This window comes from Streptomyces sp. SudanB25_2051 (assembly GCF_964272635.1).
GTDB lineage: Bacteria > Actinomycetota > Actinomycetes > Streptomycetales > Streptomycetaceae > Streptomyces.
Genome location: NZ_OZ186787.1, coordinates 1,886,549 through 1,909,246 on the forward strand (window position 1 = coordinate 1,886,549; position 22,698 = coordinate 1,909,246).

Genomic DNA, 22,698 nt, shown 5'->3' on the forward strand with positions numbered 1-22,698 from the left:
GGTGTGAGGTGCGTCCCGGCCCGGCGGTCCGGCGGGGCGGCTCACACGGGCGCCTGCTCGAACTGGGCCGCGTACAGGCGGGCGTAGGCGCCGCCGGACGCCAGCAGTTCCTCGTGGCTGCCCTGTTCCACGATGCGCCCCGCCTCCATGACCAGGATCACGTCGGCGTCCCGGACGGTGGAGAGGCGGTGGGCGATCACGAACGAGGTGCGGCCCTCGCGCAGGGAGGCCATCGCCTTCTGGATCAGCACCTCCGTGCGGGTGTCGACGGCGCTGGTCGCCTCGTCCAGGACCAGGACGGACGGTTCGGTGAGGAAGGCGCGGGCGATGGTGATGAGCTGCTTCTCACCCGCGCTGAGCCCGGCGCCGTCCTCGTCCAGGACCGTGTCGTAGCCGTCGGGCAGGGTGCGGATGAACCGGTCGGCGTGGGTGGCCATGGCCGCCCGTACGATCCGCTCGCGCGGCACGTCGCCGGGGACCCCGTAGGCGATGTTCTCCGCGATCGTGCCGCCGAACAGCCAGGTGTCCTGGAGGACCATGCCGATGCCGGAGCGCAGGGCGGCGCGGGGCACGGCCGTGATGTCGGTGCCGTCGAGGAGGATGCGGCCGCCGGTCGTCTCGTAGAACCGCAGCAGCAGGTTGACCAAGGTGGTCTTGCCGGCGCCCGTCGGGCCGACGATGGCCACCGTCCTGCCCGGTTCGACGGTGAGGGACAGGTCCTCGATGAGCGGCTTCGCCGGGTCGTAGCGGAAGGAGACGCGGTCGAAGACGACATGCCCGCGGCCCCGGCCGGCCGGGGGGCCGGGCTCCGGGTCCGGGGACTCCTCCTCGGCGTCGAGCAGGTCGAAGACGCGCTCGGCGGAGGCGACGGCGGACTGGAGCAGGTTCGCCATGGCGGCGATCTGGTTGACCGGGCCGTTGAACTCGTACGAGTACTGCACGAAGGCCTGGACCTCGCCGATGGTCAGCGTCCCCGACGCCACCCGCAGGCCGCCGACGACGGCGACCAGCACGTAGTTGAGGTTCCCGACGAACGCCATGGCCGGCTGGATGAGCCCGGACACGAACTGGGCGCGGAAGCTCGCCTGGTACAGCTCGTCGCCGAGCGCGTCGAACGTCTCCACGGCCTCCCGGCCCCGGCCGAAGACCCGCACCTCGGCGTGGCCCGAGTACATCTCCTCGATGTGCCCGTTCAGCTTGCCGGTGACCGCCCACTGGCGGACGAACTGCGGCTGGGCGCGCTTGCCGATGCGGGCGGCGGTGAACACCGAGACGGGGACCGTGGCGACCGCGACGAGGGCGAGCAGGGGCGAGATCCAGAACATCATGGCCAGCACGCCGACCACGGTGAGCAGGGCGCGGGTCATCGGGATGAACGCCTGCTGGAGGGTCTGGGTGATGTTGTCGATGTCGTTGGTGGCGCGGCTGAGGACCTCGCCGCGCGGCTGCCGGTCGAGGTGGGCGAGCGGCAGCCGCGCCAGCTTGGCCTGGGCGCGGGCGCGCAGCCGGTGCCCGGCGCGGTGGACGGCGGTCATGACGAGCCGGGCCTGGAGCCAGGCGAACCCGGCGGACGCGGCGGCCACCGCGAGGACCAGGCCGAGGAGGCGCGCGACGGCCCGGAAGTCCACTCCGGCCGGGGTGCCCGCGCCGGACACGACCAGGTCGGTGGCGTCCCCGAGGAGCTTGGGGATCACGACGGCCAGGGCGACGTACACGGCGGCCGCGGCGAGCGAGCCGAGCAGCAGGGGCCGTTCGGGGCCCAGGGTGCGCAGCAGGCGCAGCCCGGAGCGGCGGAAGTCGATCGACCGTTCCAGGACGGGCGCCGCGGGCATGCCGGGGCCCCGCTGCGGGGTGCCCGTCGCCGGGGTGCGGCGCTCGGGGACGGCGGGCTTCGGGGCGGCGGTGCGGTCCTCAACGGCGGGCTCCGGGCCCGGACGCCGGGGCACGGCGGGCTTGCCGGTGTCTGCCGGGCGGCTCATGCGGCTTCCTCCTCGGTGAGCTGGGAGTGGACGATCTCCCGGTAGGTGGGGCAGTCCCGCAGCAGCTCCTCGTGGGTGCCGGTGCCGACGACGCGTCCCTCGTCGAGGACGACGATGCGGTCGGCGTCGCGGATGGTGGCGACGCGCTGGGCGACGATGACGACGGTGGCGCCGGCCGTCTCCTCGGCCAGCGCGGCCCGCAGCAGCGCGTCGGTGCGGTAGTCGAGCGCGGAGAACGAGTCGTCGAAGAGGTACACGCGCGGCCGGGCGACCAGGACGCGGGCGATGGCCAGGCGCTGGCGCTGGCCGCCGGACAGGTTGGTGCCGCCCTGTTCGACGGGCGCGCCCAGCCCCTCGGGGAGCGCCGCGACGAACTCCCGTGCCTGGGCGACCTCCAGGGCGTGCCACAGCTCCTCGTCGCTCGCGCCGGGTCTGCCGTAGCGGAGGTTGGAGGCGATGGTGCCGGAGAAGAGGTACGGCCTCTGCGGTACGAGGCCGACCGTGCGGGCCAGCAGGTCGGGGTCCAGGTCGGCCACGTCGACGCCGCCGACGCGGACCTCCCCGCCCGTCGGGTCGTACAGCCGGGGCACCAGGCCCAGCAGGGTCGTCTTGCCGCTGCCGGTGGACCCGATGACGGCGGTGGTGCCGCCGGGCCGGGCGGTGAGCGAGACGCCGTGCAGCACGGGCTCCTCGGCGCCCGGGTAGCTGAACCGGGCGTCGCGGATCTCCAGGTGGCCGGGGCCGCGCAGGGCGCGCACCGGTTCCGCGGGCGGGACGACGGTCGGCTCGGTGTCGAGGACCTCGCGGATGCGCTCGGCGCTGACCTGCGCGCGCGGCAGCTGCATGATCAGGAACATGGTCATCATCACGGCCATGAAGATCTGGAGCAGGTAGCCGAGGAACGCGATGAGGGCGCCCGCCTGGAGCGTGCCGTCCTCCAGGCGGCGCCCGGCCGTCCAGACGACGGCGACGGTGGCGAGCTCCCAGACGACGATGACGGCCGGGTACATCAGCGCGGTCAGCCGGCCCACCCGCAGCGACACGGCGGTCAGTTCGTCGTTGGCGGCGCCGAACCTGCGCCGCTCGTGGTCCTCGCGGACGAAGGCGCGGACCACGCGGATGCCGCCGATCTGCTCCCGCAGCACCCGGTTGACCCGGTCGACGCGCTCCTGCGTGGCGCGGAACAGCGCGGGCATGCGCCGTACGACGAGCAGCACCGTCCCGGCGAGCACCGGCACGAACAGCAGCAGGAGCAGCGCGAGCGGCACGTCCTGGGCGAGGGCGAGGCCGATGCCGCCGAGGCACATCAGCGGCGCGGCGACCAGGGTGGTCAGGCCCGTCACGGCGAGGGTCTGGACCTGCTGGACGTCGTTGGTGGTGCGGGTGATGAGGGAGGCGGGCCCGAAGCGGCCCACCTCCCGCACGGAGAACTGCTGGACCCGGCGGAAGACGGCGGAGCGCAGGTCCCGGCCCACGCCCATGGCGACGCGGGCGGCGGCGAACACGGCGGCGCCCGCCGCGGTCATCTGCAGGAGCGTGACGGCGGCCATGGCGGCGCCGGTGGTCAGGACGTGGCCGGTGTCGCCGCGCAGGACGCCGCCGTTGACGAGGTCGGCGTTGAGGGTGGGCAGGAGCAGCCCGGCGAGGGACTGGACGAGTTGGAGGACGACGACGAGGACGAGCAGCCGCCGGTACGGGCGGACGCGGGTGAGGAGCAGGCGCAGCAGCACGGTGCCGTCCCTCAGCCCGCGTAGGGGTGGGCGGCGCGGGCGGTGCGCAGGGCGCCGGCCCACCAGCCGAGCTGGTCGAGCATCTTCTTGGCGGCGCCGTCGGGCCCGGTGGGGTCCTTCGGCCCGTCGTCGCCGAAGAGGGCGCCCGCGTTGTGGAAGGAGACCGTGTCGCGGACGGTGACGGCGTGGAGTTCGGCGAAGACCTGCCGCAGGTGCTCGACCGCCCGCAGGCCGCCGGAGACCCCGCCGTACGAGACGAAGGCGACGGGCTTGGCCCGCCATTCGGTGTAGTGCCAGTCGATGAGGTTCTTCAGGGCCGCCGGGTAGGAGTGGTTGTACTCGGGGGTGACGACGACGTACGCGTCGGCGTCGGCCAGGCGGGGGCCGACCTTCGCCAGCTCGCCGCGGACGGCGGGTGACGGGTCGTAGGACAGGGCGGTGGGCAGGTCGGTCTCGGCGAGGTCGACGACGTCGAGGACGAAGTCGTCGCGCTGCCGGGCGCGGGAGAGGAACCAGTCGGTGACGACGGGGGCGAAGCGGCCCTCGCGGTTGCTGGCGACGACGACGGCGAGCCGCAGCGGCCGCCCGTCGGACGCGGGCGCCCCGGGGGCGGCCGGGCGGGAGTCGGGGGTCATGGTGGTGTCCGTGGTGAGTTCCATGGGCTGGAGCCTCACACCTCAACCAAACTTGAGGTCAAGCGCCGGATGTGTCACCCGTTCGCGGCGCCCGCGGAGCGAGCCCGATTCACGGCTCCGACCTGCGAAGACGCCGCGCGGGTACGGGATTTCTGACATGCGGTCAGCAGGCGCGGCCGGCGGCCCCGGCCTTATCCCGGAGTCAGGACACCAGCCCGAAGCGCTGCCCGGAGGACCCCCATGCGCACCACTGCCCGCTCGCTGACCGGTACCGCGCTCGCGGCCGTCTGCCTCGGCGCCCTCGCCGTCCCCGCGGCGTACGCCGGTGACTTCGGGACCCTGGAGCTCTCCCCGTCCACCGCGGCGCCCGGCACGAGCGTCACCGTCAGCACCCGCGCCTGCGGGCCGGACGGGCGCGGGGTGGGCGACGCCCGGTCGCTCGGCGCGGGCGAGTTCAAGCTGCGTCCGGGCTCGCACAAGGACATGGCGGTCGGCATGTTCCGGGTGCCGGAGCACACCAAGCCGGGCACCTACGGGATCGCGGTCGCCTGCGACAACGGCAAGGCCGCCACGGGCGACCTGGTCGTACGGCATGGGGGCGGCCCCACGCACCACCCGACGCACCACCCGACGCACCACCCGACCCACCACCCGACCCACGACGGGCCGCGCGGCCATGTGAAGACCGGCGTGGGCGGCAGCGTCGGCCCGGACGCGACCCGTGTCGCGGCGGGCGCGGCGATCCTGGCCGGCGCCGTCGCGGCCGGCGCCTGGGCGATGCGCCGCCGCACGAACGGCGGCCACGGCTGACCCCGTGACCCGGCCGGGCCCGGCGCCGCGCGCCCGGCCCCCTGTACGGGACGCCCCGCCCGCCCCTCGGCGGGGCGCTCCTCCCCCGGCGGGCGGCCGCCGCCCCGCACCGGCGGCCGCCCGTCCCCTCCCCCCGAACTCCCCGCCCCCGCCGCGCGGCCCCGAGACCGCGGCGGGGGCGGGGACCCCCGGCCCACGGGAACACCCTCCCCGCCATGCCCCGCCCGTCCGCGAGGAGGCCCGGCGCCCACGGAGGTCACCCCCATGAGCACCCCCGCCGACCCGAAGGCCCCAGGCAAGGGCTGGGGCATAGCCGTCGCCGCCTGCGTCGGCCTGTGGCTGGTGCAGAGCGGCTCGGGCGAGGTGCGGCCGCCCGTGCCGTCCGCCGCGGAGGCGTTCGCGGCCGGCCCCGGATGGCACACGACCGCCGCCGCCGAACCCCTGCCGCCCTCCGCCCCCGTGCGGGTCCGCATCCCGCGCATCGGCGTGGACGCGCCCGTCATGCGGCTGGGCCTCGCCCCGGACGGCAGCCTGGAGGTGCCGCCCGCCGCCGACCGGAACCTGGCCGGCTGGTACGCGGACGGCACGGCGCCCGGCGCGCGCGGCACGGCCATCGTGGCGGGCCACGTCGACAACGACGAGGGCCCGGCGGTGTTCTACGCGCTGGGCGCGCTGAAGAAGGGCGACCGCCTGGAGGTGGCCCGCGCGGACGGGCGGACCGCCGTCTTCACGGTCGACGCCGTCGAGGTGTACGACAACGACGCCTTCCCCGACGGCAGGGTGTACGGCTCGTCCGACCGCGCCGAGCTGCGCGTCATCACCTGCGGCGGCGGCTTCTCGCCGGAGACCGGCTACCAGGGCAACATCGTCGCGTACGCCCATCTCATCGGCGCCCGCTGAGCCCTTCCGTCACGCCCACTGGTCGAACGCCAGCTTCGCGACGAGCGCGAACACGACCACCAGCAGCACCCCGCGGACGAACTCCGCGCCCTTGCGCAGCGCCATCCGCGCGCCCACCATGCCGCCCGCCAGGTTGAACACCGCCATCAGCGCCGCCAGCTGCCACATCACATGGCCCTGGTAGGCGAACATGGCCAGGGCGCCGCCGTTGGTGCAGACGTTGACGACCTTGGCGGTGGCCGACGCGGTGACCAGGTCCAGGTGGAGCACCGCCGTCAGCGCCAGCACCAGGAACGTGCCGGTGCCGGGCCCGATCAGCCCGTCGTACAGGCCGAGGCCGCCGCCCACCAGGACGACCGCCGCCACGACCCGCGCCCGCCGTACCGGCCCGGCCGGCGCGGGCCCGGTCCCGAACGACGGCCGCAGCAGCACGAACGCGGCAACGCCCAGCAGCACCACGAGGATCACCGGGCGCAGCACGTCGCTGCTGAGGCCCGCCGCGAAGAACGCCCCGCCCATCGACCCGGCCAGCGCCGCGAGTCCGACCCGCACGGCCGTCCACACCGGCACCGGCGCCTTGCGCACATACGTCACGGCCGCGCCCGTCGTGCCGACGATGGCCACCGCCTTGTTCGTACCGAGGCACTGCGCGGCCGGCACGTTCGGCACCCCCAGCAGCAGCGCGGGGAGCAGCAGCAGTCCGCCGCCGCCCACGACGGCGTCGATCCACCCCGCCAGCAGGGCGGCCAGGCAGAGCAGGACAAGAGCGGTCACCGATATGTCAGGCACGCCCCGACCCTATGCGGCGCCTTCCCCCGCCCGGGGCGGACCCCTCCCCCGTGCGGGGCCGTCCCCGGTCCCCCCGTGCGGGGCCGTCCCTGGGCCTCCCGTGCGGGGCCGCCCCTGTCCGGGCGCGGGCCGGTGGGCGGCGTGGCGCAGGGGCCCGGCGCGCTCAGACCGGCAGGTGGCGGGCGAAGAACGACCGTACGAGGCGGCGCACCGCCGGCACCGTGACCCGCGGGTCGGCCGCGCCCACCATGTCGGCGCGCTCCATGGCGGTCATCAGCCCGGCGTCCTGGAGCTGCGGGGCGAGTGCCGCGTAGTCGGTGAAGACCCAGTGGCCGGCGTCGTCGAGCTGCCGCCGGGTGACGGGGCCGCCGTGCGCGAGCAGCGCCGACCAGGTGCGCTCCATCCGGTCGCTGCGGAAGCCGTCGGTGCCGGCGAGCAGCAGCGGCCGGTCGGCGGCCTGCCGGGCCACGGGCAGGAGTTCGCCGTCCATCAGGTCGAGGTGGCCCTCCAGGTTGACGGCGGCAGCGATCCTCCGGTCCTCGTGGAGCGCCTGCGCGACGGCGGTGCCGCCCGCGGAGTGCCCGTACAGCCCGACCCGGTCGAGGCGGAGGGCGTCCAGGACGAAGCGCAGGTCGGCCACGCGGGTCTCGACCATGGTGCGGAAGGTGTCCGGGGCGGGCGGGCCGAGCAGGACGGACTGCCTGACCCGCAGGCGGCCGGGCCGCTCGTCGGGGAACTCCACCTCGCTCGCGTCCCCCGGATGGTCGACGGTCAGGACCGTCCAGCCGTGCGAGGCGAGGTCCACCGCGAGGGAGCTGCCCATCGTGCGGGCGTCGCCGCCGCCGGGGCTGTAGAGCAGCACGGGGCGCCCGCCGGGCCTGGGCGGGGCACCGGCGCGGGCGTGGGTGAGGGTGGCCGCCCAGTCCACTCCCCCGTCCGGCAACTGCGGGCGGATCCACGGGCCGAGGCCGGCGAAGGACGCGGCGGCCGCCGGGGTCAGCTGCGGTACGCGGGGGAAGCCCCGGCCGCGGGCGGCGGGCCGCAGGACGGTCAGCACGACCTCCCGTACGCCGATCGCGGGTGCCCAGGGGTCGTTGCGGGACGGATCGACCAGGTGGAGCGTGGCGGCGCGGACGGAGTACGGCCCGGTGGGCGCCGGGAGCCGCAGCCGCAGCCCGCCCGCGGCCGGGGCGGCGGAGGCGGGCCCGCCGGGGGCCGGGGCGCCGGAGGGGGCGGTGGCGGTCGCGGGGGTGGCGGTCGCGGGGGTGGCGCCGAGCAGGAGCGCGGCGGCCCCGGCGAGCGTGCCCTTGGCGATGGAGCGGCGGCCGAAACGGGCCGACGGGGCCTGGTCGGATGGGAAGGTCGAGGTCATGGACGGCATCCTGGGGACGGGCGGCGGGCGCGGGCGAAGCTTGCGGCCGGACCCGAAAGGCTGGCGCGGGACGGGGGGTTGTGCGTGATCCGGATCCACTTCACGGCGGAGGACCTGGCCCGGGTGCGGTTCGCGCCGCGCCCCTCGCCCGTGCCCGAGCTGCACGCCGCGCTGCTGATGCTGGGCGTCCCGCGCGGGGAGCCGCTGTTCGGGCACTGGCGGAGCCGGCTGCTGCGGAGCCTGCCGGGGACGGCCGGGCCGCTCGCCGACCTGGCGCCGCACGGGACGGCCCCCGCGTTCCTCGACGTGCTCGGCGACTCCCTGGAGGAGGGGTTCGCGCTGATCAGGGGGGCCCGCCCGGAGGCCGTACGGGCCGGGATCGAGCAGGTCTACGCGGGGCGGCCGGTCCCGCCGTGGATCGGCGCGCTGCACGGCGGCGACCCGGAGGCGTGGCAGACGCTGGGCCGGGCGCACCGCGCGGCGTACGGGACGGTCCTCGCCCCGGTGTGGCCGCTGGTCCAGGACCTGCACCGCGCGGAGTTCACCCGGCACGCCCTGGCCGTCGCCGGGCAGGGCGTCGGCGCCGCGCTGACGGGCCTCGCCCCGGGGTCGCGGCTGCGCGGCGGGGTCTGGGAGTGGCCCGTCCCCGGCGCGCCGCGCGTGCGGGAGGTGCGGCTCGGCGGGCGGGGGCTGGTGCTGCGGCCCACGTTCCACTGGCGGCGCGGCCCGCTCCTGCAGGACCTGCCGGACCGTCCGGTGGCGCTCGCCTACCCGGCCGGCCCGGGGCTGCCGCTGGTATCCGACGCGGGCGGCGCCTCCGGTGAACCCCTCGCGGGCGTACTGGGGCGGACCCGGCTGGCCCTGCTGCGCGCCCTGGACGAGGCGCGCACGACGACGGGGCTGGCGCGCCGCATCGGCGTCAGCAACGCCACGGCGTCCGCCCACGCCGCCGCCCTGCGCGCCGCGGGCCTGGTCACCACCACCCGCACGGGCCGCTCGGTCCGCCACGCGCGCACCCCGCTGGCGGAGCTGCTGCTGAACGGCGGCTGACGCGGGGGCCCCGGTGAGGGACCCCTCACAGGCGGTGAAGTCCCTCCGCACTCCCCGGCGAAGCCCCGTGGCAGGCGGTGAAGTCCCTCCGCACTCCCCGGAGAAGCCCCTCTGGCAGGCGGTGAAGGCCCTCCGCACCCGGGCGAGAAACCCCTCGGAGGCGGCGCGGGCCCTCACGACGTCCCGGCCCGCCCGCTGAGGGCGGCTTTCCTCGCGTGAAACACACGGGATGCCGACGGGAAACACCGCCGACGCACGCTGCTGGGCATGAGTTCACGGATCGTGGTGGTCGGCGGTGGTACGGCGGGGGCGCGCCTCGCCGAGCGGCTGCCCGTCACCCTGCTCGGCGAGGAGCCGCACGCCCCGTACAACCGGGTGCTGCTCGCGGACGTCCTCGCCGGCCGGTACGGGCCCGAGGTGATCGCGCTGCCCGCGCCGAAGGGCGAGGCGGCGCGGCGCGGGGTGCGGGTCACCGGCATCGACCGGTCCGCGCGGGAGGTGCGCTGCGCCGACGGGACCCGCGTCGCCTACGACCGGCTGGTCCTGGCGACCGGCTCCAATCCGGTGCTGCCGCCGCTGCGCGGCCTCACCGGCGGCGGCCGGCTGCCGACCGGGGTGCACGCGTTCCGGACGCTCGACGACTGCCTGGCGCTGGACGCCCGGCTGGCTCCCGGGGTGCGGGCCGTGGTCATCGGCGGCGGGCTGCTCGGGGTGTCCGCCGCCCGCGCGCTGGCCGCGCGGGGCGCCGAGGTGGTGCTGGCCCAGCAGGGCGAGCACCTGATGGAGCGCCAACTCGACGCGGACGCCTCCGGGCTGCTGCGCCGCCATCTGGAGGGGCTCGGCGTGGAGGTCCACACCGAGTGCCGGGTGCGGGGGCTCAAGGCCGCGTCGGGCGCGGTGACCGCCGTCGAACTGGCCGACGGGTTCGTGCTCGACGCCGACCTGGTGGTCGTCGCCTGCGGGGTGCGGCCGCGTGTCGGGCTCGCCGCGGAGGCGGGGCTCGACGTGCGGCGCGGGATCGTCGTGGACGACCGCCTGCGCACCTCCGACCCGTACATCCACGCCGTCGGCGACTGCGCCGAGCACGACGGGCGGCTCTACGGGCTGGCCGGTGCCGCCCTGGAGCAGGCCGATGTGCTCGCGGACGTCCTGGCCGGGGGCGACGCCGCCTACCGGGGGACGCGGGCGCTGACCCGGCTCAGCCTGGACGCCCTCGAACTGGCCGCGTTCGGCGAGCCGGTGCCGCGCGCCGGCGACGACACCGTGCGGCTCACCGACGCCACCTGCGGCGCGTACCGGAAGGTCGTCGTCCGGGGCGACCGGCTCGTCGGCGGCGTCCTGCTCGGGGACCTCGGCGCGGTCGGGACCCTCGCCCGGGCGTGGGAGGGCGACGAGGCCCTCCCGGACGCGCCCCTGCTCCACCTGCTCACCCATGACGGAGGCTCCTGACATGCCGAACACGCCCGGGGCGGCGCACACGCCCACCATCGTCCTCGTCGGCCACGGCATGGTCGGCCAGCGCTTCCTGGAGGCCCTCGCCGAGCGCGGGGTGACCGGGCGGGCGCGGGTGGTCGTCCTGTGCGAGGAGCCCCGCCCCGCGTACGACCGGGTCCAGCTGACCTCGTACTTCTCCGGCCGCACGCCCGACGACCTGTCGATGGTGCCCGACGGGTTCATGGCGGAGCACGGCATCGAACTGCACACCGGCGACCCGGCCGTCGCGATCGACCGGGAGGCCCGCACGGTCACCGCCCGCTCGGGGCTGACCGTCGCGTACGACACGCTGGTCCTGGCGACCGGTTCGTACCCGTTCGTGCCTCCGGTGCCCGGCAAGGACGCGACGGGCTGCTTCGTCTACCGGACGATCGAGGACCTGCTCGCCATCGAGGAGTACGCGAAGACGGCGGGGACCGGCGCGGTCGTCGGCGGCGGCCTCCTCGGGCTGGAGGCGGCGGGCGCGCTGAAGGGCCTCGGCCTCGACACCCACGTCGTGGAGTTCGCGCCCCGGCTGATGCCGGTGCAGGTGGACGAGGGCGGCGGCGCGGCGCTGCTGCGCACCATCGAGGGCATGGGCCTGTCCGTGCACACGGGCGTCGGCACGCAGGAGGTGCTGACCGGGCAGGACGGCGCGGTCGCCGGGATGCGGCTGTCGGACGGCTCCGAACTGGCCGTCGACATGGTGGTGTTCTCCGCCGGTGTACGCCCCCGCGACCAGCTGGCCCGCGACTGCGGCCTGGCGGTCGGGGAGCGCGGCGGCATCGCGGTGGACGAGCGGTGCCGCACCTCGGACCCGGCGGTGTACGCGATCGGCGAGTGCGCCCTCGCGGTGGACGGCCGGGTGTACGGCCTGGTGGCGCCCGGCTACGAGCAGGCGCTGACGGCCGCCGACGCGATCGCGGGACGGGAGTCGTCGTTCACCGGCGCCGACCTGTCCACGAAGCTGAAGCTGCTGGGCGTGGACGTGGCGTCGTTCGGCGACGCGCACGGCACGGCCGAGGGCTGCCTCGACGTCGTGTACGCCGACTCGCGGGCCGGCGTGTACAAGAAGCTGGTCGTGGCGGCGGACGGGACGCTGCTCGGCGGTGTCCTGGTCGGCGACGCGGAGGCGTACGGGATGCTGCGCCCGCTGACCGGTTCGGTGCCGCCCGTCGCGCCGGAGCAGCTGGTCCTGCCGGCGGGCGCGGGCGCGCCGGTCGCGCTGGGCCCGGAGTCGCTGCCGGACGACGCGGTGATCTGCTCGTGCCACAACGTCACCAAGGGCGCGATCTGCGAGCACACCACGCTGCCCGAGGTGAGGAAGTGCACCAAGGCCGGCACGGGCTGCGGCAGTTGCGTCAAGGTCATCCAGCAGCTGCTGCCGAAGACCGGCGACGGCGGGCTGTGCGGCTGCTTCCCGCAGACCCGCCAGGACCTGTACGAGATCGTGCAGGTCCTGCGGATCACCTCGTACGCCGAACTCCTCGACCGCTACGGGCGCCAGGAGGCCAGGGGCGGCGAGGGCTGCGAGGTCTGCAAGCCGACGGTCGCCTCGATCCTGGCGTCCCTGTCGCACGGCTACGTCCTCGACGGCGAGCAGGCCGCGCTCCAGGACACCAACGACCACTTCCTCGCCAATATGCAGCGCAACGGCTCGTACTCGATCGTGCCGCGCGTCCCCGGCGGGGAGATCACCCCGGAGAAGCTGATCGTCATCGGGGAGGTGGCGCGGGACTTCGGGCTCTACACGAAGATCACCGGCGGCCAGCGGATCGACCTGTTCGGCGCGCGCGTCGAGCAGCTCCCGGCGATCTGGGCGCGGCTGGTCGACGCGGGCTTCGAGTCGGGGCACGCGTACGGCAAGGCGCTGCGGACGGTGAAGTCCTGCGTGGGCCAGACCTGGTGCCGCTACGGCGTGCAGGACTCGGTGCGCATGGCGATCGACCTGGAGCTGCGCTACCGGGGCCTGCGGGCGCCGCACAAGCTGAAGTCGGCCGTCTCGGGCTGCCAGCGGGAGTGCGCCGAGGCCCAGTCGAAGGACTTCGGCGTGATCGCCACGGCGAACGGCTGGAACCTCTACGTCGGCGGGAACGGCGGCGCCACCCCGCGCCACGCGGACCTGCTGGCCAAGGACCTGTCGGACGCCGAGCTGATCCGGCTGATCGACCGGTTCCTGATGTACTACATCCGCACCGCGGAGCGGCTGGAGCGCACGGCGCCGTGGGTGGAGCGGATCGGTCTCGACCACGTCCGCGAGGTGGTGGTCGAGGACTCGCTCGGCATCGGCGAGGAGCTGGACGCGCTGATGGCCCGGCACGTGGCCGGGTACCGCGACGAGTGGGCCGAAACCCTCGCGGACCCCGAGCGCCTGGCCCGCTTCGTGTCGTTCGTGAACGCCCCCGACGCGCCGGACCCGTCGGTGCGGTTCGTGCCGGAGCGGGGCCAGATCAAGCCCGACCTGACGGTCCTCACCCTGGAAGGTGTGTCCGCCCGATGAAGCTGGAACTCGCCCACGACGACCACTGGCTGCCGATCTGCGACACGGAGGCGCTGACGCCGGGCCGGGGCATGGCCGCCCTGCTGCCGGACGGCCGGCAGGCGGCGCTGTTCCGGGACCGGCGGGGACGGCTGTACGCGATCGACAACCGGGACCCGTTCACCGGGGCGCAGGTGCTGTCGCGGGGCCTGATCGGCTCGGCGGGCGGCCGGACGTTCGTGGCGTCGCCGCTGCTGAAGCAGCGCTTCGACCTGGAGACCGGCCGCTGCCTGGACGACGACGAGGTGGCGGTGGCGGTGTACCCGGTGCGCGCGAGCTGACGGCGGGGGGCGGGTGTCGCCCCGGCGCCGCGGAGGGGACCGTCACGGGGACGGTCCCCTCCGCCGTACGCGGGCTCAGCCCTGCTGCCCGGTCATCTTCTCGACGTCCATCCACACGACCTCCCAGTTGTGGTGGTCGGGGTCCTGGAAGGAGCGGCTGTACATGGCGTCGCCGTACTCCACCGGGTCGATGGCCGGGGATCCGCCGGCGGCCAGCGCCTTGTCCACGAGCCGGTCCACCTCGTCGCGGCTCCCGGCGCTGAGCGCGATGATCGCCTCCGTGGAGGAGGACGCGTCGGTGATGTCCTTCTTCGTGAACTCCTTGAAGAACGGCTCGGTGATCAGCATCGCGAAGATGGTGTCGCTGAAGACCAGGCAGGCGGCCTTCTCGTCGGTGAACTGCGGGTTGAAGGAGTAGCCGAGCTCGGTCCAGAAGGCCTTGGCCCGGTCGAGGTCCTTGACGGGCAGGTTCACGAAGATCATCTGTTCCATGGCGGGGTCTCTCCATCCGGTCGGTCCGTTACGAGGGGGTAGACCGGGCCCCCCACCAAAACTCATCGCCCCCACCCGAACAATCTTCCCCCAGGGAGGGGCGCCCCGGCCGGAGGCGTCCCCGTGGCACCAGCACCGAACCAGGCCCCGCCCCGGCGGCCGCCCCGCGTACACCAGGCGCAGGAAGCGGCCCCGCCCCGTTGTGGGCAGTCGTTCCGCGGGGCGGAACGGGTGGGCACAACGGGGTGCCCCGCCCAGGAGGCTGCCCACTGGTGCGCCAGGCGCTGGAAGCGGCTCCCGCCAGGTCCGCTGTGCCCACCCGTTCCGCCCCCTGGGCGGACCAGCTGCCTACAGCGGTGCGGACGACCGCCCACAGAACATCGCGCGGCCCGCAGCGGCAGCAGCAGCGCGCCCCGCACGGCATCGTCCGGGCCCCGCATCGGAGCCGCGAGTACACCACGCGCGTCGAGGGCCCGCGCCCCGGCCGGACAACCCCGCGCAGCCGACCGGCCCCCGCTGCTTCCCCTTCACCGGTTGTTGATGCACCGTCAATCCCTGGGTTCTAGGTTCCGTCAGCGCGCGACCCCGCCGCCGTCCGGCGCGCGGGGCGGTCACGACCCCAGTGGAGTGATGAAGTGGAACGTCGGAGTTTCCTGCGTGGAGCGGTCGCCGGCGGTGCGGCCGCCGCGTTCGGCTACACGTTGATGCGCGGCGCCGCCTACGCCGCCCCCGCCCAGCCCGGCGCCGGCCCGTACGGAGCGCTCGGCGCCGCGGACGCGAACGGCCTGCAGCTCCCGGCCGGCTTCACCAGCCGGGTCGTCGCCCGGACCGGGCAGCGCGTCGGCGGCACCTCGTACGTCTGGCACGCCGCCCCGGACGGCGGTGCCTGCTTCGCCGACGGGACGGGGTGGATCTACGTCTCCAACTCCGAGATCTCCAGCACGGGCGGCGCGAGCGCCATCCGCTTCGACGGCTCGGGCAACATCACGAGCGCGTACCGCATCCTCTCCAACACCAACCGCAACTGCGCGGGCGGCGCCACCCCGTGGAACACCTGGCTCTCCTGCGAGGAGGTCAGCACGGGGTACGTGTACGAGACCGACCCGTGGGGCGTGAAGGCCGCCGTCCGCCGCGCCGCGATGGGCCGCTTCAACCACGAGGCCGCCGCGGCCGACCCGGTCCGCAAGGTCGTGTACCTGACGGAGGACGCGTCGGACGGCTGCTTCTACCGGTTCGTCCCCAACACCTGGGGCGACCTGTCGGCGGGCACCCTCCAGGTGCTGAAGGCCGGCACGGCGACCTCCGGCACGTTCACCTGGGCCACGGTCCCGGACCCGGACGGCTCCCCCACCGCCACCCGCAACCAGGTGTCGGGCGCCAAGCGGTTCAACGGCGGCGAGGGCTGCCACTACGCCGGCGACACGGTGTGGTTCACCACCAAGGGCGACGGCCGCGTGTGGCGGCTCAACCTGGCGTCGAGCACCTACGAGCTGGCCTACGACGACTCGCTCGTCTCCGGCACCGCCCCGCTGACCGGCGTCGACAACATCACCGGGGCGTCCTCGGGCGACCTGTACGTCGCCGAGGACGGCGGCAACATGGAGATCTGCGTGATCACCCCGGACGACGTGGTCGCGCCGTTCGTGCGGATCCTGAACCAGTCCGGCTCGGAGATCTGCGGCCCGGCGTTCTCGCCCGACGGGCGGCGGCTGTACTTCTCCAGCCAGCGCGGCACGACGGGCAGTTCGTCCGGCGGCATCACCTACGAGGTGACGGGGCCGTTCCGCGCGTAGCGGCGGCTCTCCCGGACGGGCTGGGTGCCGCCGTGCAGCAGGGCGGCACCCAGCGGCGTCAGGGTGTGCAGCACGGAGCTGCCCTGGCGCAGGGTCACCACCAGGCCCGCGTCGCGCAGCACCCCGGCGTGCTGGCTCGCCGACGCGAGGGACACCCCGGCGCGGCGGGCCAGCTCACTGGTGGTGCCGCCCTCCCCGATGGCCTTGAGGACGGCCGAGCGGGTGCGGCCGACCAGCCGGCCCAGCGGCGCCCCGCCCGGCTCCCCGGCCGCCGCGGGGGCGTCCGTGTGCGTGACCGGGTAGACGAGCACCGGCGGCAGCGCGGGGTCGCGGTACATGACGGCCGAGCCCCGGCAGAAGTACGACGGCTGGAGCAGCAGGCCGCGCCCGTCGAGCCGCACGTCCCGGTCGACGGGGTAGTCGGCCTCCAGCACGGGCGCGCGCCAGCGCAGCATCGGCGGCAGGGACGCCAGCAGCTCCTCGGCGCCGCCGTCCAGCAGCGCCCGGCCGCGCACCGCCCGGTCCGCCTCCACCCGCGCCTGGATGTACGTCCAGTACGGCTCGACGGCCGCCCGGTGGTAGCCGCGCAGGGCACCCAGGAGGCGGCTGAACGGCTCGGCGCGCCCCTCGGCGAGCGCCTGCGTCCACGACGGCAGCGGCGCGGCGGACGGGCGCTCGGAGGCGAGCACGGACAGCTCCGCGTGGACGCGGGCCGGCGCAGTGGCCCGTACGGCCTCCAGGGCGGTGTCAAGGCCCTGAAGTCCCTCCGGCGGGGTCAGGAAGTCCGGGAAATAGCCCCGCGCCGGAACGAGCGCGCCGAGGAGCCTCGTTTCACCGTTCAACCGTGTCCGCGTTTCGGAGCGCCATTCCCCGTAGACGAGAGCGCCTCGCCTGTCCCGCAAACGGTGAAAGCTGAGAATGGTTTCCCAGAGCGCGTCCGGCCGGGCCGCCATCCGGACCCCGGCGAGATCGGCACCGGTGAAATGTATACGAAGCACTGAACCCCCACCTGTTGCATGCGCAATCACCCCCCACCGAGGAGTATGCATGCCATCACAGGTTGTTACCATGGCATTTCAGCCACACTTGAAAAGCGTCGCGGGCGACGGCCGGGAACCGAAAAGCTGTACGCCGTCAGACGGGAAACCTTCAGGACCGAGGTGGCGTGTCCGAAGACCGTGGGGGGCTTCTCACGCCCGGCGGCGGGACTGAAAGGTTGCGGCTCTCCTGTCTGGCAGGGGTAATGGGGCGCGGTCGGCGGGTGGGGATCCGGTGGCCGCGCTCCGCCCGTTTGTTCCCGCGGCGTAGGCCCGGAATTGACGCGATGTCCATCTCCGCTAAAAGTCCGCTCTTCAACTGGAACGGAATTCAACCGGCCGCAATTCAACAGGAACGCGCTTTCTGCGCCGGGAGGTACGGAGCGAAGCGGAGAAGATCCACAGCAACGAGGACGGGGCGGACACCTCCGCACAAAGGTGTCCGCCCCGTCTCTCTGTGGTGACCCGGAGCCGCCGCCGATCGGTGAGGGTCGGGTGACAGACGGCGGCTCCGGTGCCCGTGGGGTACCGCCGCGGGGGCGCCGCGGCGGTACCGGGTGGGTCAGCGGCTGTCGCTGCCGGCCGACTGGGCCGCGGCCCGGCCGGCCTCCAGGCGGGCGACCGGGATGCGGAACGGCGAGCAGGAGACGTAGTCGAGGCCCACCTCGTGGAAGAAGTGCACCGACTCCGGGTCGCCGCCGTGCTCACCGCACACGCCGAGCTTGATGTCGGGGCGGGTGGCCCGGCCGGACTCCACGGCGCTGCGCACCAGGGCGCCGACGCCGTCCTTGTCGATCGTCTCGAACGGCGACACCCCGAAGATGCCCTTCTCCAGGTACGCGGTGAAGAAGCTGGCCTCCACGTCGTCGCGGGAGAAGCCCCAGACGGTCTGTGTGAGGTCGTTCGTGCCGAAGGAGAAGAACTCGGCGCACTCCGCGATCTGGCCGGCCGTGACGGCGGCGCGCGGCAGCTCGATCATCGTGCCGAGCGCCAGCTTCAGCTCGACGCCGGTGCGCTGCTCGACCTCGGCGATGACCTGCTCGGCCTCGTCGCGGACGAGCTCCAGCTCCTGCACGGTGCCGACCAGCGGGATCATGATCTCGGCGCGCGGGTCGCCCTTGGCCTCGATGCGCTGGGCGGCGGCCTCCGCGATGGCCCGCACCTGCATGGTGAACAGGCCGGGGATGACCAGGCCGAGGCGGACGCCGCGCAGACCCAGCATCGGGTTCTGCTCGTGCAGCCGGTGCACGGCCTGGAGGAGGCGCAGCTCGTTCTCGTGGGGCTCCTTGCGGGCCTCGGCGAGGGCGACGCGCACCGACAGCTCGGTGATGTCGGGCAGGAACTCGTGCAGCGGCGGGTCGAGCAGCCGTACGGTGACGGGCAGCCCGTCCATCGCCTCGAACAGCTCCACGAAGTCGCCCTGCTGGAGCGGGAGCAGCGCCTTGAGGGCGTCCTCGCGCTCGGCGTCCGTGTCGGCGAGGATCAGCCGCTCGACGTACTGGCGGCGGTCGCCGAGGAACATGTGCTCGGTGCGGCACAGGCCGATGCCCTGGGCGCCGAAGCGGCGGGCGCGCGCGGCGTCCTCGGCGTTGTCGGCGTTGGCGCGGACCCGCAGCCGGCGGACGCGGTCGGCGTACGCCATGATCCGGTGGACGGCCTGGACCAGTTCGTCGGCGTCGTCGGCGCCGGCGTGCATCCGGCCCTCGAAGTACTCCACGACCGGCGACGGCACGACCGGTACCTCGCCCAGGTACACCTTGCCGGTGGAGCCGTCGATGGAGACGACGTCGCCCTCCTCGACGACGTGCCCGCCGGGGACGGTCATCCGGCGGCGCTTGGTGTCGACCTCGAGCTCCTCGGCGCCGCAGACACAGGTCTTGCCCATGCCGCGGGCGACGACGGCGGCGTGGGAGGTCTTGCCGCCGCGCGAGGTGAGGATGCCCTCGGCGGCGATCATGCCGTCCAGGTCGTCCGGGTTGGTCTCGCGGCGGATGAGGATGACCTTCTCGCCGGAGCGGGACCACTTGACGGCGGTGTACGAGTCGAAGACTGCCTTGCCGACGGCGGCACCCGGCGACGCGGCGATGCCCCGGCCGATCTGCTCGACCTTGGCGCTCTCGTCGAAGCGCGGGAACATCAGCTGGGCGAGCTGCGCGCCGTTGACCCGCTGGAGGGCCTCGGCCTCGTCGATGAGGCCCTGGTCGACGAGCTGCGTGGCGATGCGGAACGCGGCGGCGGCGGTGCGCTTGCCGACGCGGGTCTGGAGCATCCACAGCTGGCCGCGCTCGATGGTGAACTCGATGTCGCAGAGGTCCCTGTAGTGGTTCTCCAGGGTCTCCATGATGCCCATGAGCTGGTCGTACGACTTCTTGTCGATCGACTCCAGGTCGGCGAGCGGCACGGTGTTGCGGATGCCGGCGACGACGTCCTCGCCCTGCGCGTTCTGCAGGTAGTCGCCGTAGACGCCCTGGTGGCCGGAGGCGGGGTCGCGGGTGAAGGCGACGCCGGTGCCGGAGTCGGGGCCGAGGTTGCCGAAGACCATGGAGCAGACGTTGACCGCGGTGCCCAGGTCGTGCGGGATGCGCTCCTGGCGGCGGTACAGCTTGGCGCGGTCGCCGTTCCAGGAGTCGAAGACGGCCTTGATGGCGAGGTCCATCTGCTCGCGCGGGTCCTGCGGGAACTCGCGCCCGGCCTCGGCCTTGACGATCTTCTTGAACTGCTTGACCAGCTTCTTGAGGTCCGAGGCCTCCAGGTCGGTGTCGACCGTGACCTTCTTGGCCTTCTTCGCCTCGTCGAGCGCCTCCTCGAAGAGGTCGCCGTCGACGCCGAGGACGGTCTTGCCGAACATCTGGATGAGGCGCCGGTAGGAGTCCCACGCGAAGCGCTCGTCGCCGGACTGCTGGGCGAGGCCCTCGACGGAGGTGTCGGACAGGCCGATGTTGAGGACCGTGTCCATCATGCCGGGCATGGAGAACTTGGCGCCGGAACGGACGGAGACGAGGAGCGGGTTGTCGGCCTGGCCGAGCTTCTTGCCCATCTTCCGCTCGAGCGCGTCGAGGTGAGCGCTCACCTCGTCCCGGAGCGCCGGCGGTTCGGCGCCGCTCTCCAGGTAGACCTTGCACGCTTCGGTGGTGATGGTGAAGCCCGGAGGCACCGGGAGACCGAGGTTGGTCATCTCGGCGAGGTTCGCGCCCTTGCCACCGAGAAGGTCCTTGAGGTCCTTGTTGCCCTCGGTGAAGTCGTACACGAACTTCTGGTCTTTGTTTTCCGACACGGGTCTCGACTCCTCGAGGACGACGTGGCTGCCCTGACGGCGAGGAACATACCCAGATCGAAGGCGTCTGGGGAGGTACGCCTACCCGTCGTACGGCCTTATCCACCCGTCCGCCAGCAGATCGAAAGTTACGGCGCGGTTGCTCCGAGGACGGGAAACGGTTCACGCCTTGAAGCGGCATGGTCAAAAACACCCCAAGAACCGCTCATGTGAGCGTGTGGTGCGCACACTTGACTTCACTTCTTGAAGGCAGAAGGAGTGGCACTGAGTGCCATCCTTTGAGAAGTACAGTCACCCGTAACACGCTCATCTGAGCATGCAGGCGATCAGGGGTGGCGAGAATCACGCCCTGCGCCCGTCCGGAAGTCCACGATCCGGACGCCTTCCGTCCACCAGAAGGTCAGTCGACGGACGCACGGAAACCGCCGCGCGGCGCGGCCACCGGGGTACGCGTCGGGGCCCCAGCCGGAGCGTCGCGGCACGCCGCCGTCGAGGTGTTCGGGAGGCGCGGCGCACCCATCAGCGCAGGGCGTGGCGGCACCGCGCGGCGACCGGCGGGCGCCCGGTGGCCGGACGTCCGTGACGGCGCCGGACCGGCAGGCGGCTCCCCCGAACGCCAAGGGCCCGCCGAACGTACTGTGGCCCGCTTCCGTGTGGAAGCGGGCCACGCGCCATGCGTCCGGTCAGCCGCCGGAGGTGTCCAGTTCGGCGTCCTCGCTCAGGGCGGAGCAGTCCCACGGGTTCTTCAGCCAGCCGTCGGGCAGGACGACCCGGTTGTTGCCGGACGTGCGGCCGCGCGGGCCGTCCGCGCCCGCCGGCCAGGGCTGGTCGAGGTCCAGTTCGTCGAGCCCGGCCCTCAGCTCGTCCAGCGACGAGGTGACCGCCAGTCGCTTGCGCATCTCGGAGCCGACGGAGAAGCCCTTCAGGTACCAGGCGACGTGCTTGCGGAAGTCGATGACACCCCGTGCCTCGTCACCGATCCACTCGCCGAGCAGCCGGGCGTGGCGCACCATCGTGTCGGCGACCTCGCGCAGGGTCGGCGCCGCGGCGGTGCCCGTGCCCTCGAAGGCGGCGACCAGGTCGCCGAACAGCCACGGGCGGCCGAGGCAGCCGCGGCCCACGACCACGCCGTCGCAGCCGGTCTCGCGCATCATGCGCAGCGCGTCGTCCGCGCTCCAGATGTCGCCGTTGCCGAGTACCGGTATCTCCGGGACGTGCTCCTTCAGCCGGGCGATGGCGTCCCAGTCGGCGGTGCCGCCGTAGTGCTGGGCGGCGGTGCGGCCGTGCAGGGCGATGGCCGTGACGCCCTCCTCGACGGCGATGCGCCCGGCGTCGAGGTACGTGATGTGGTCGTCGTCGATGCCCTTGCGCATCTTCATGGTGACGGGCAGGTCCCCGGCGTTGGACACCGCCTCGTGGAGGATCGCCCGGAGCAGCGGCCGCTTGTACGGCAGGGCGGAGCCGCCGCCCTTGCGGGTGACCTTGGGGACGGGGCAGCCGAAGTTCAGGTCGATGTGGTCGGCGAGGTCCTCGTCCACGATCATGCGGACGGCCTTGCCGACGGTGACGGGGTCCACTCCGTACAGCTGGATCGAGCGGGGGGTCTCGGTCTCGTCGAAGTGGATGAGCTGCATGGTCTTCTCGTTGCGCTCGACCAGCGCCCTCGTCGTGATCATCTCGCTCACGAACAGGCCCTTGCCGCCGGAGAACTCCCGGCAGAGGGTGCGGAAGGGAGCGTTGGTGATACCGGCCATGGGGGCGAGGACCACCGGGGGCTGCACGGTGTGCGGGCCGATGGACAGGGGGCTGAACGCGGTCATGCCGTCCATTGTCCCGTACGCCCGCACCACCCCGCCCGCCCCGGACATCCCCGGACCCGCAGCCCCGAGAAAACAGGCCCGCCCCCGTTGTGGGCACAGCGGCAGGCGGCGGCCCCGCCGGGGAGGTGTTGCCGGTGGCGGGTACGGCGAAGGGCCCGGCTGCCGGGTGGCGGCCGGGCCCCGGGGCGCGGGGGCGGTCATGTGACGGCCCCCGGCGCGGGCACTACGGGTCGTTGGGGGCGGAGCCCCCGAGACGGTGCGGGCCCGGGCGGATGCCGTGGCCCGCACCGGCCACGGGCTCAGTCCTCCGACTGGGACTGGGACGGGGACTGGGACGGGGACGAGGACTGGGTGCGTTCGCGCATCTTGCGCAGCAGCTCCTGCTTCGCCGTCTCCGCGCCCGCCGCGCTCCCGCCACCGCGCGGCGCGGTGCCCTGCCGCTCCAGACGGGACAGCTTCTTGCGCTGTCCGCCGACTCCGAGCAGGTTGTTGCGGCTCTTGGCCATGGGGTCTCCCTCAGGGGTGAGAAGTGGTCCGGGTGGTCTGGTGGGGCGCCGCGGTCGTCGGGCTGCCGGGCCCGCGCCGGCGCCGCGCTCTCACTCGTAGATCGGGAGGAAAGAAGACATGGGTACGACCGTACCGGCCGCGCGGCGCCCCGGCACACCAATTTCCCCGCCACGCGGGACACCTGCCCGCCCCCACAAGCCCCTCCGCGCGGGACACG

17 protein-coding genes are annotated in these 22,698 nt (G+C 74.0%); 7 read left to right on the forward strand and 10 right to left on the reverse strand.

The annotated features are described in order from the left end of the window. Nucleotides 1-41: 41 nt before the first annotated feature. From ACSUPT_RS08380 to ACSUPT_RS08390, 3 genes are read right to left on the reverse strand one after another with little or no spacing between them, the layout of a single operon-like run. Nucleotides 42-1,979: an ABC transporter ATP-binding protein gene (locus tag ACSUPT_RS08380; protein ID WP_436943932.1), complete on the reverse strand. Its 1,938-nt coding sequence runs from the start codon at nucleotides 1,977-1,979 to the stop codon at nucleotides 42-44. Further along, the gene (locus ACSUPT_RS08385; RefSeq protein WP_436943933.1) at nucleotides 1,976-3,709 is read right to left on the reverse strand and encodes an ABC transporter ATP-binding protein; all 1,734 of its coding nucleotides are present in this window, start codon (nucleotides 3,707-3,709) and stop codon (nucleotides 1,976-1,978) included. The genes ACSUPT_RS08380 and ACSUPT_RS08385 overlap by 4 nt, the downstream gene beginning before the upstream one ends. 11 nt (nucleotides 3,710-3,720) lie before the next feature. After that, nucleotides 3,721-4,368 (reverse strand): NADPH-dependent FMN reductase, encoded by a 648-nt coding sequence (locus tag ACSUPT_RS08390; RefSeq protein WP_399217158.1) that lies wholly within the window; start codon nucleotides 4,366-4,368, stop codon nucleotides 3,721-3,723. A 216-nt stretch (nucleotides 4,369-4,584) separates the two neighbouring features. Between ACSUPT_RS08390 and ACSUPT_RS08395 the strand changes: the two genes are divergently transcribed. Both ACSUPT_RS08395 and ACSUPT_RS08400 read left to right on the forward strand, forming a co-directional pair. After that, nucleotides 4,585-5,154 (forward strand): hypothetical protein, encoded by a 570-nt coding sequence (locus ACSUPT_RS08395; RefSeq protein ID WP_436943935.1) that lies wholly within the window; start codon nucleotides 4,585-4,587, stop codon nucleotides 5,152-5,154. 264 nt (nucleotides 5,155-5,418) lie between these two features. Beyond that, nucleotides 5,419-6,054, forward strand: coding sequence for a class F sortase (locus ACSUPT_RS08400; RefSeq protein ID WP_436943936.1), 636 nt, complete (start codon nucleotides 5,419-5,421; stop codon nucleotides 6,052-6,054). A gap of 9 nt (nucleotides 6,055-6,063) precedes the next feature. Here ACSUPT_RS08400 and ACSUPT_RS08405 read toward each other — a convergent pair whose 3' ends face one another. Both ACSUPT_RS08405 and ACSUPT_RS08410 read right to left on the reverse strand, forming a co-directional pair. Next, a complete protein-coding gene (locus ACSUPT_RS08405) occupies nucleotides 6,064-6,843 on the reverse strand; it encodes a sulfite exporter TauE/SafE family protein (RefSeq protein WP_351967531.1) in 780 nt (259 codons plus the stop codon). A gap of 163 nt (nucleotides 6,844-7,006) precedes the next feature. Further along, the gene (locus ACSUPT_RS08410) at nucleotides 7,007-8,215 is read right to left on the reverse strand and encodes an alpha/beta fold hydrolase (protein WP_436943937.1); all 1,209 of its coding nucleotides are present in this window, start codon (nucleotides 8,213-8,215) and stop codon (nucleotides 7,007-7,009) included. An 84-nt stretch (nucleotides 8,216-8,299) separates the two neighbouring features. Here ACSUPT_RS08410 and ACSUPT_RS08415 point away from each other — a divergent pair, with 84 nt between their 5' ends. The 4 genes from ACSUPT_RS08415 to nirD all read left to right on the forward strand — a co-directional run bounded on the left by ACSUPT_RS08415 (nucleotide 8,300) and on the right by nirD (nucleotide 13,558). Continuing rightward, the gene (locus ACSUPT_RS08415; RefSeq protein ID WP_436943938.1) at nucleotides 8,300-9,265 is read left to right on the forward strand and encodes a helix-turn-helix domain-containing protein; all 966 of its coding nucleotides are present in this window, start codon (nucleotides 8,300-8,302) and stop codon (nucleotides 9,263-9,265) included. A 267-nt stretch (nucleotides 9,266-9,532) separates the two neighbouring features. Then, a complete protein-coding gene (locus ACSUPT_RS08420) occupies nucleotides 9,533-10,714 on the forward strand; it encodes an NAD(P)/FAD-dependent oxidoreductase (RefSeq protein WP_436943940.1) in 1,182 nt (393 codons plus the stop codon). Between the two features lies 1 nt (nucleotide 10,715). Continuing rightward, the gene (nirB, locus tag ACSUPT_RS08425; RefSeq protein WP_351967527.1) at nucleotides 10,716-13,238 is read left to right on the forward strand and encodes a nitrite reductase large subunit NirB; all 2,523 of its coding nucleotides are present in this window, start codon (nucleotides 10,716-10,718) and stop codon (nucleotides 13,236-13,238) included. After that, a complete protein-coding gene (gene nirD / locus ACSUPT_RS08430; RefSeq protein WP_361659081.1) occupies nucleotides 13,235-13,558 on the forward strand; it encodes a nitrite reductase small subunit NirD in 324 nt (107 codons plus the stop codon). The genes nirB and nirD overlap by 4 nt, the downstream gene beginning before the upstream one ends. Nucleotides 13,559-13,633: 75 nt before the next feature. Here the strand turns inward: nirD and ACSUPT_RS08435 are convergent, their stop codons facing one another. Beyond that, entirely contained in the window at nucleotides 13,634-14,050 is a 417-nt protein-coding gene (locus ACSUPT_RS08435; protein ID WP_351967525.1) for a VOC family protein, read from the reverse strand. 635 nt (nucleotides 14,051-14,685) lie between these two features. On the opposite strand from ACSUPT_RS08435, the gene ACSUPT_RS08440 reads away from it, so the two are divergent. After that, on the forward strand, nucleotides 14,686-15,843 hold the full coding sequence (locus ACSUPT_RS08440; RefSeq protein ID WP_399217152.1) for an alkaline phosphatase PhoX: 1,158 nt from the start codon (nucleotides 14,686-14,688) through the stop codon (nucleotides 15,841-15,843). Here the strand turns inward: ACSUPT_RS08440 and ACSUPT_RS08445 are convergent. The 4 genes from ACSUPT_RS08445 to ACSUPT_RS08460 all read right to left on the reverse strand — a co-directional run bounded on the left by ACSUPT_RS08445 (nucleotide 15,813) and on the right by ACSUPT_RS08460 (nucleotide 22,480). Then, complete coding sequence (locus ACSUPT_RS08445) at nucleotides 15,813-16,841, reverse strand: ArsR/SmtB family transcription factor (RefSeq protein WP_351967523.1); 1,029 nt, start codon at nucleotides 16,839-16,841, stop codon at nucleotides 15,813-15,815. The two genes, ACSUPT_RS08440 and ACSUPT_RS08445, sit on opposite strands and share 31 nt — an antisense overlap. 601 nt (nucleotides 16,842-17,442) lie before the next feature. Continuing rightward, nucleotides 17,443-20,154: a pyruvate, phosphate dikinase gene (gene ppdK / locus ACSUPT_RS08450; RefSeq protein WP_351967522.1), complete on the reverse strand. Its 2,712-nt coding sequence runs from the start codon at nucleotides 20,152-20,154 to the stop codon at nucleotides 17,443-17,445. A gap of 683 nt (nucleotides 20,155-20,837) precedes the next feature. Beyond that, nucleotides 20,838-21,974, reverse strand: a complete 1,137-nt coding sequence (gene dusB, locus ACSUPT_RS08455; RefSeq protein ID WP_351967521.1) for a tRNA dihydrouridine synthase DusB — start codon at nucleotides 21,972-21,974, stop codon at nucleotides 20,838-20,840. Nucleotides 21,975-22,273: 299 nt separating this feature from the next. Further along, entirely contained in the window at nucleotides 22,274-22,480 is a 207-nt protein-coding gene (locus tag ACSUPT_RS08460; RefSeq protein WP_436943945.1) for a DUF6243 family protein, read from the reverse strand. Nucleotides 22,481-22,698: the final 218 nt, after the last annotated feature.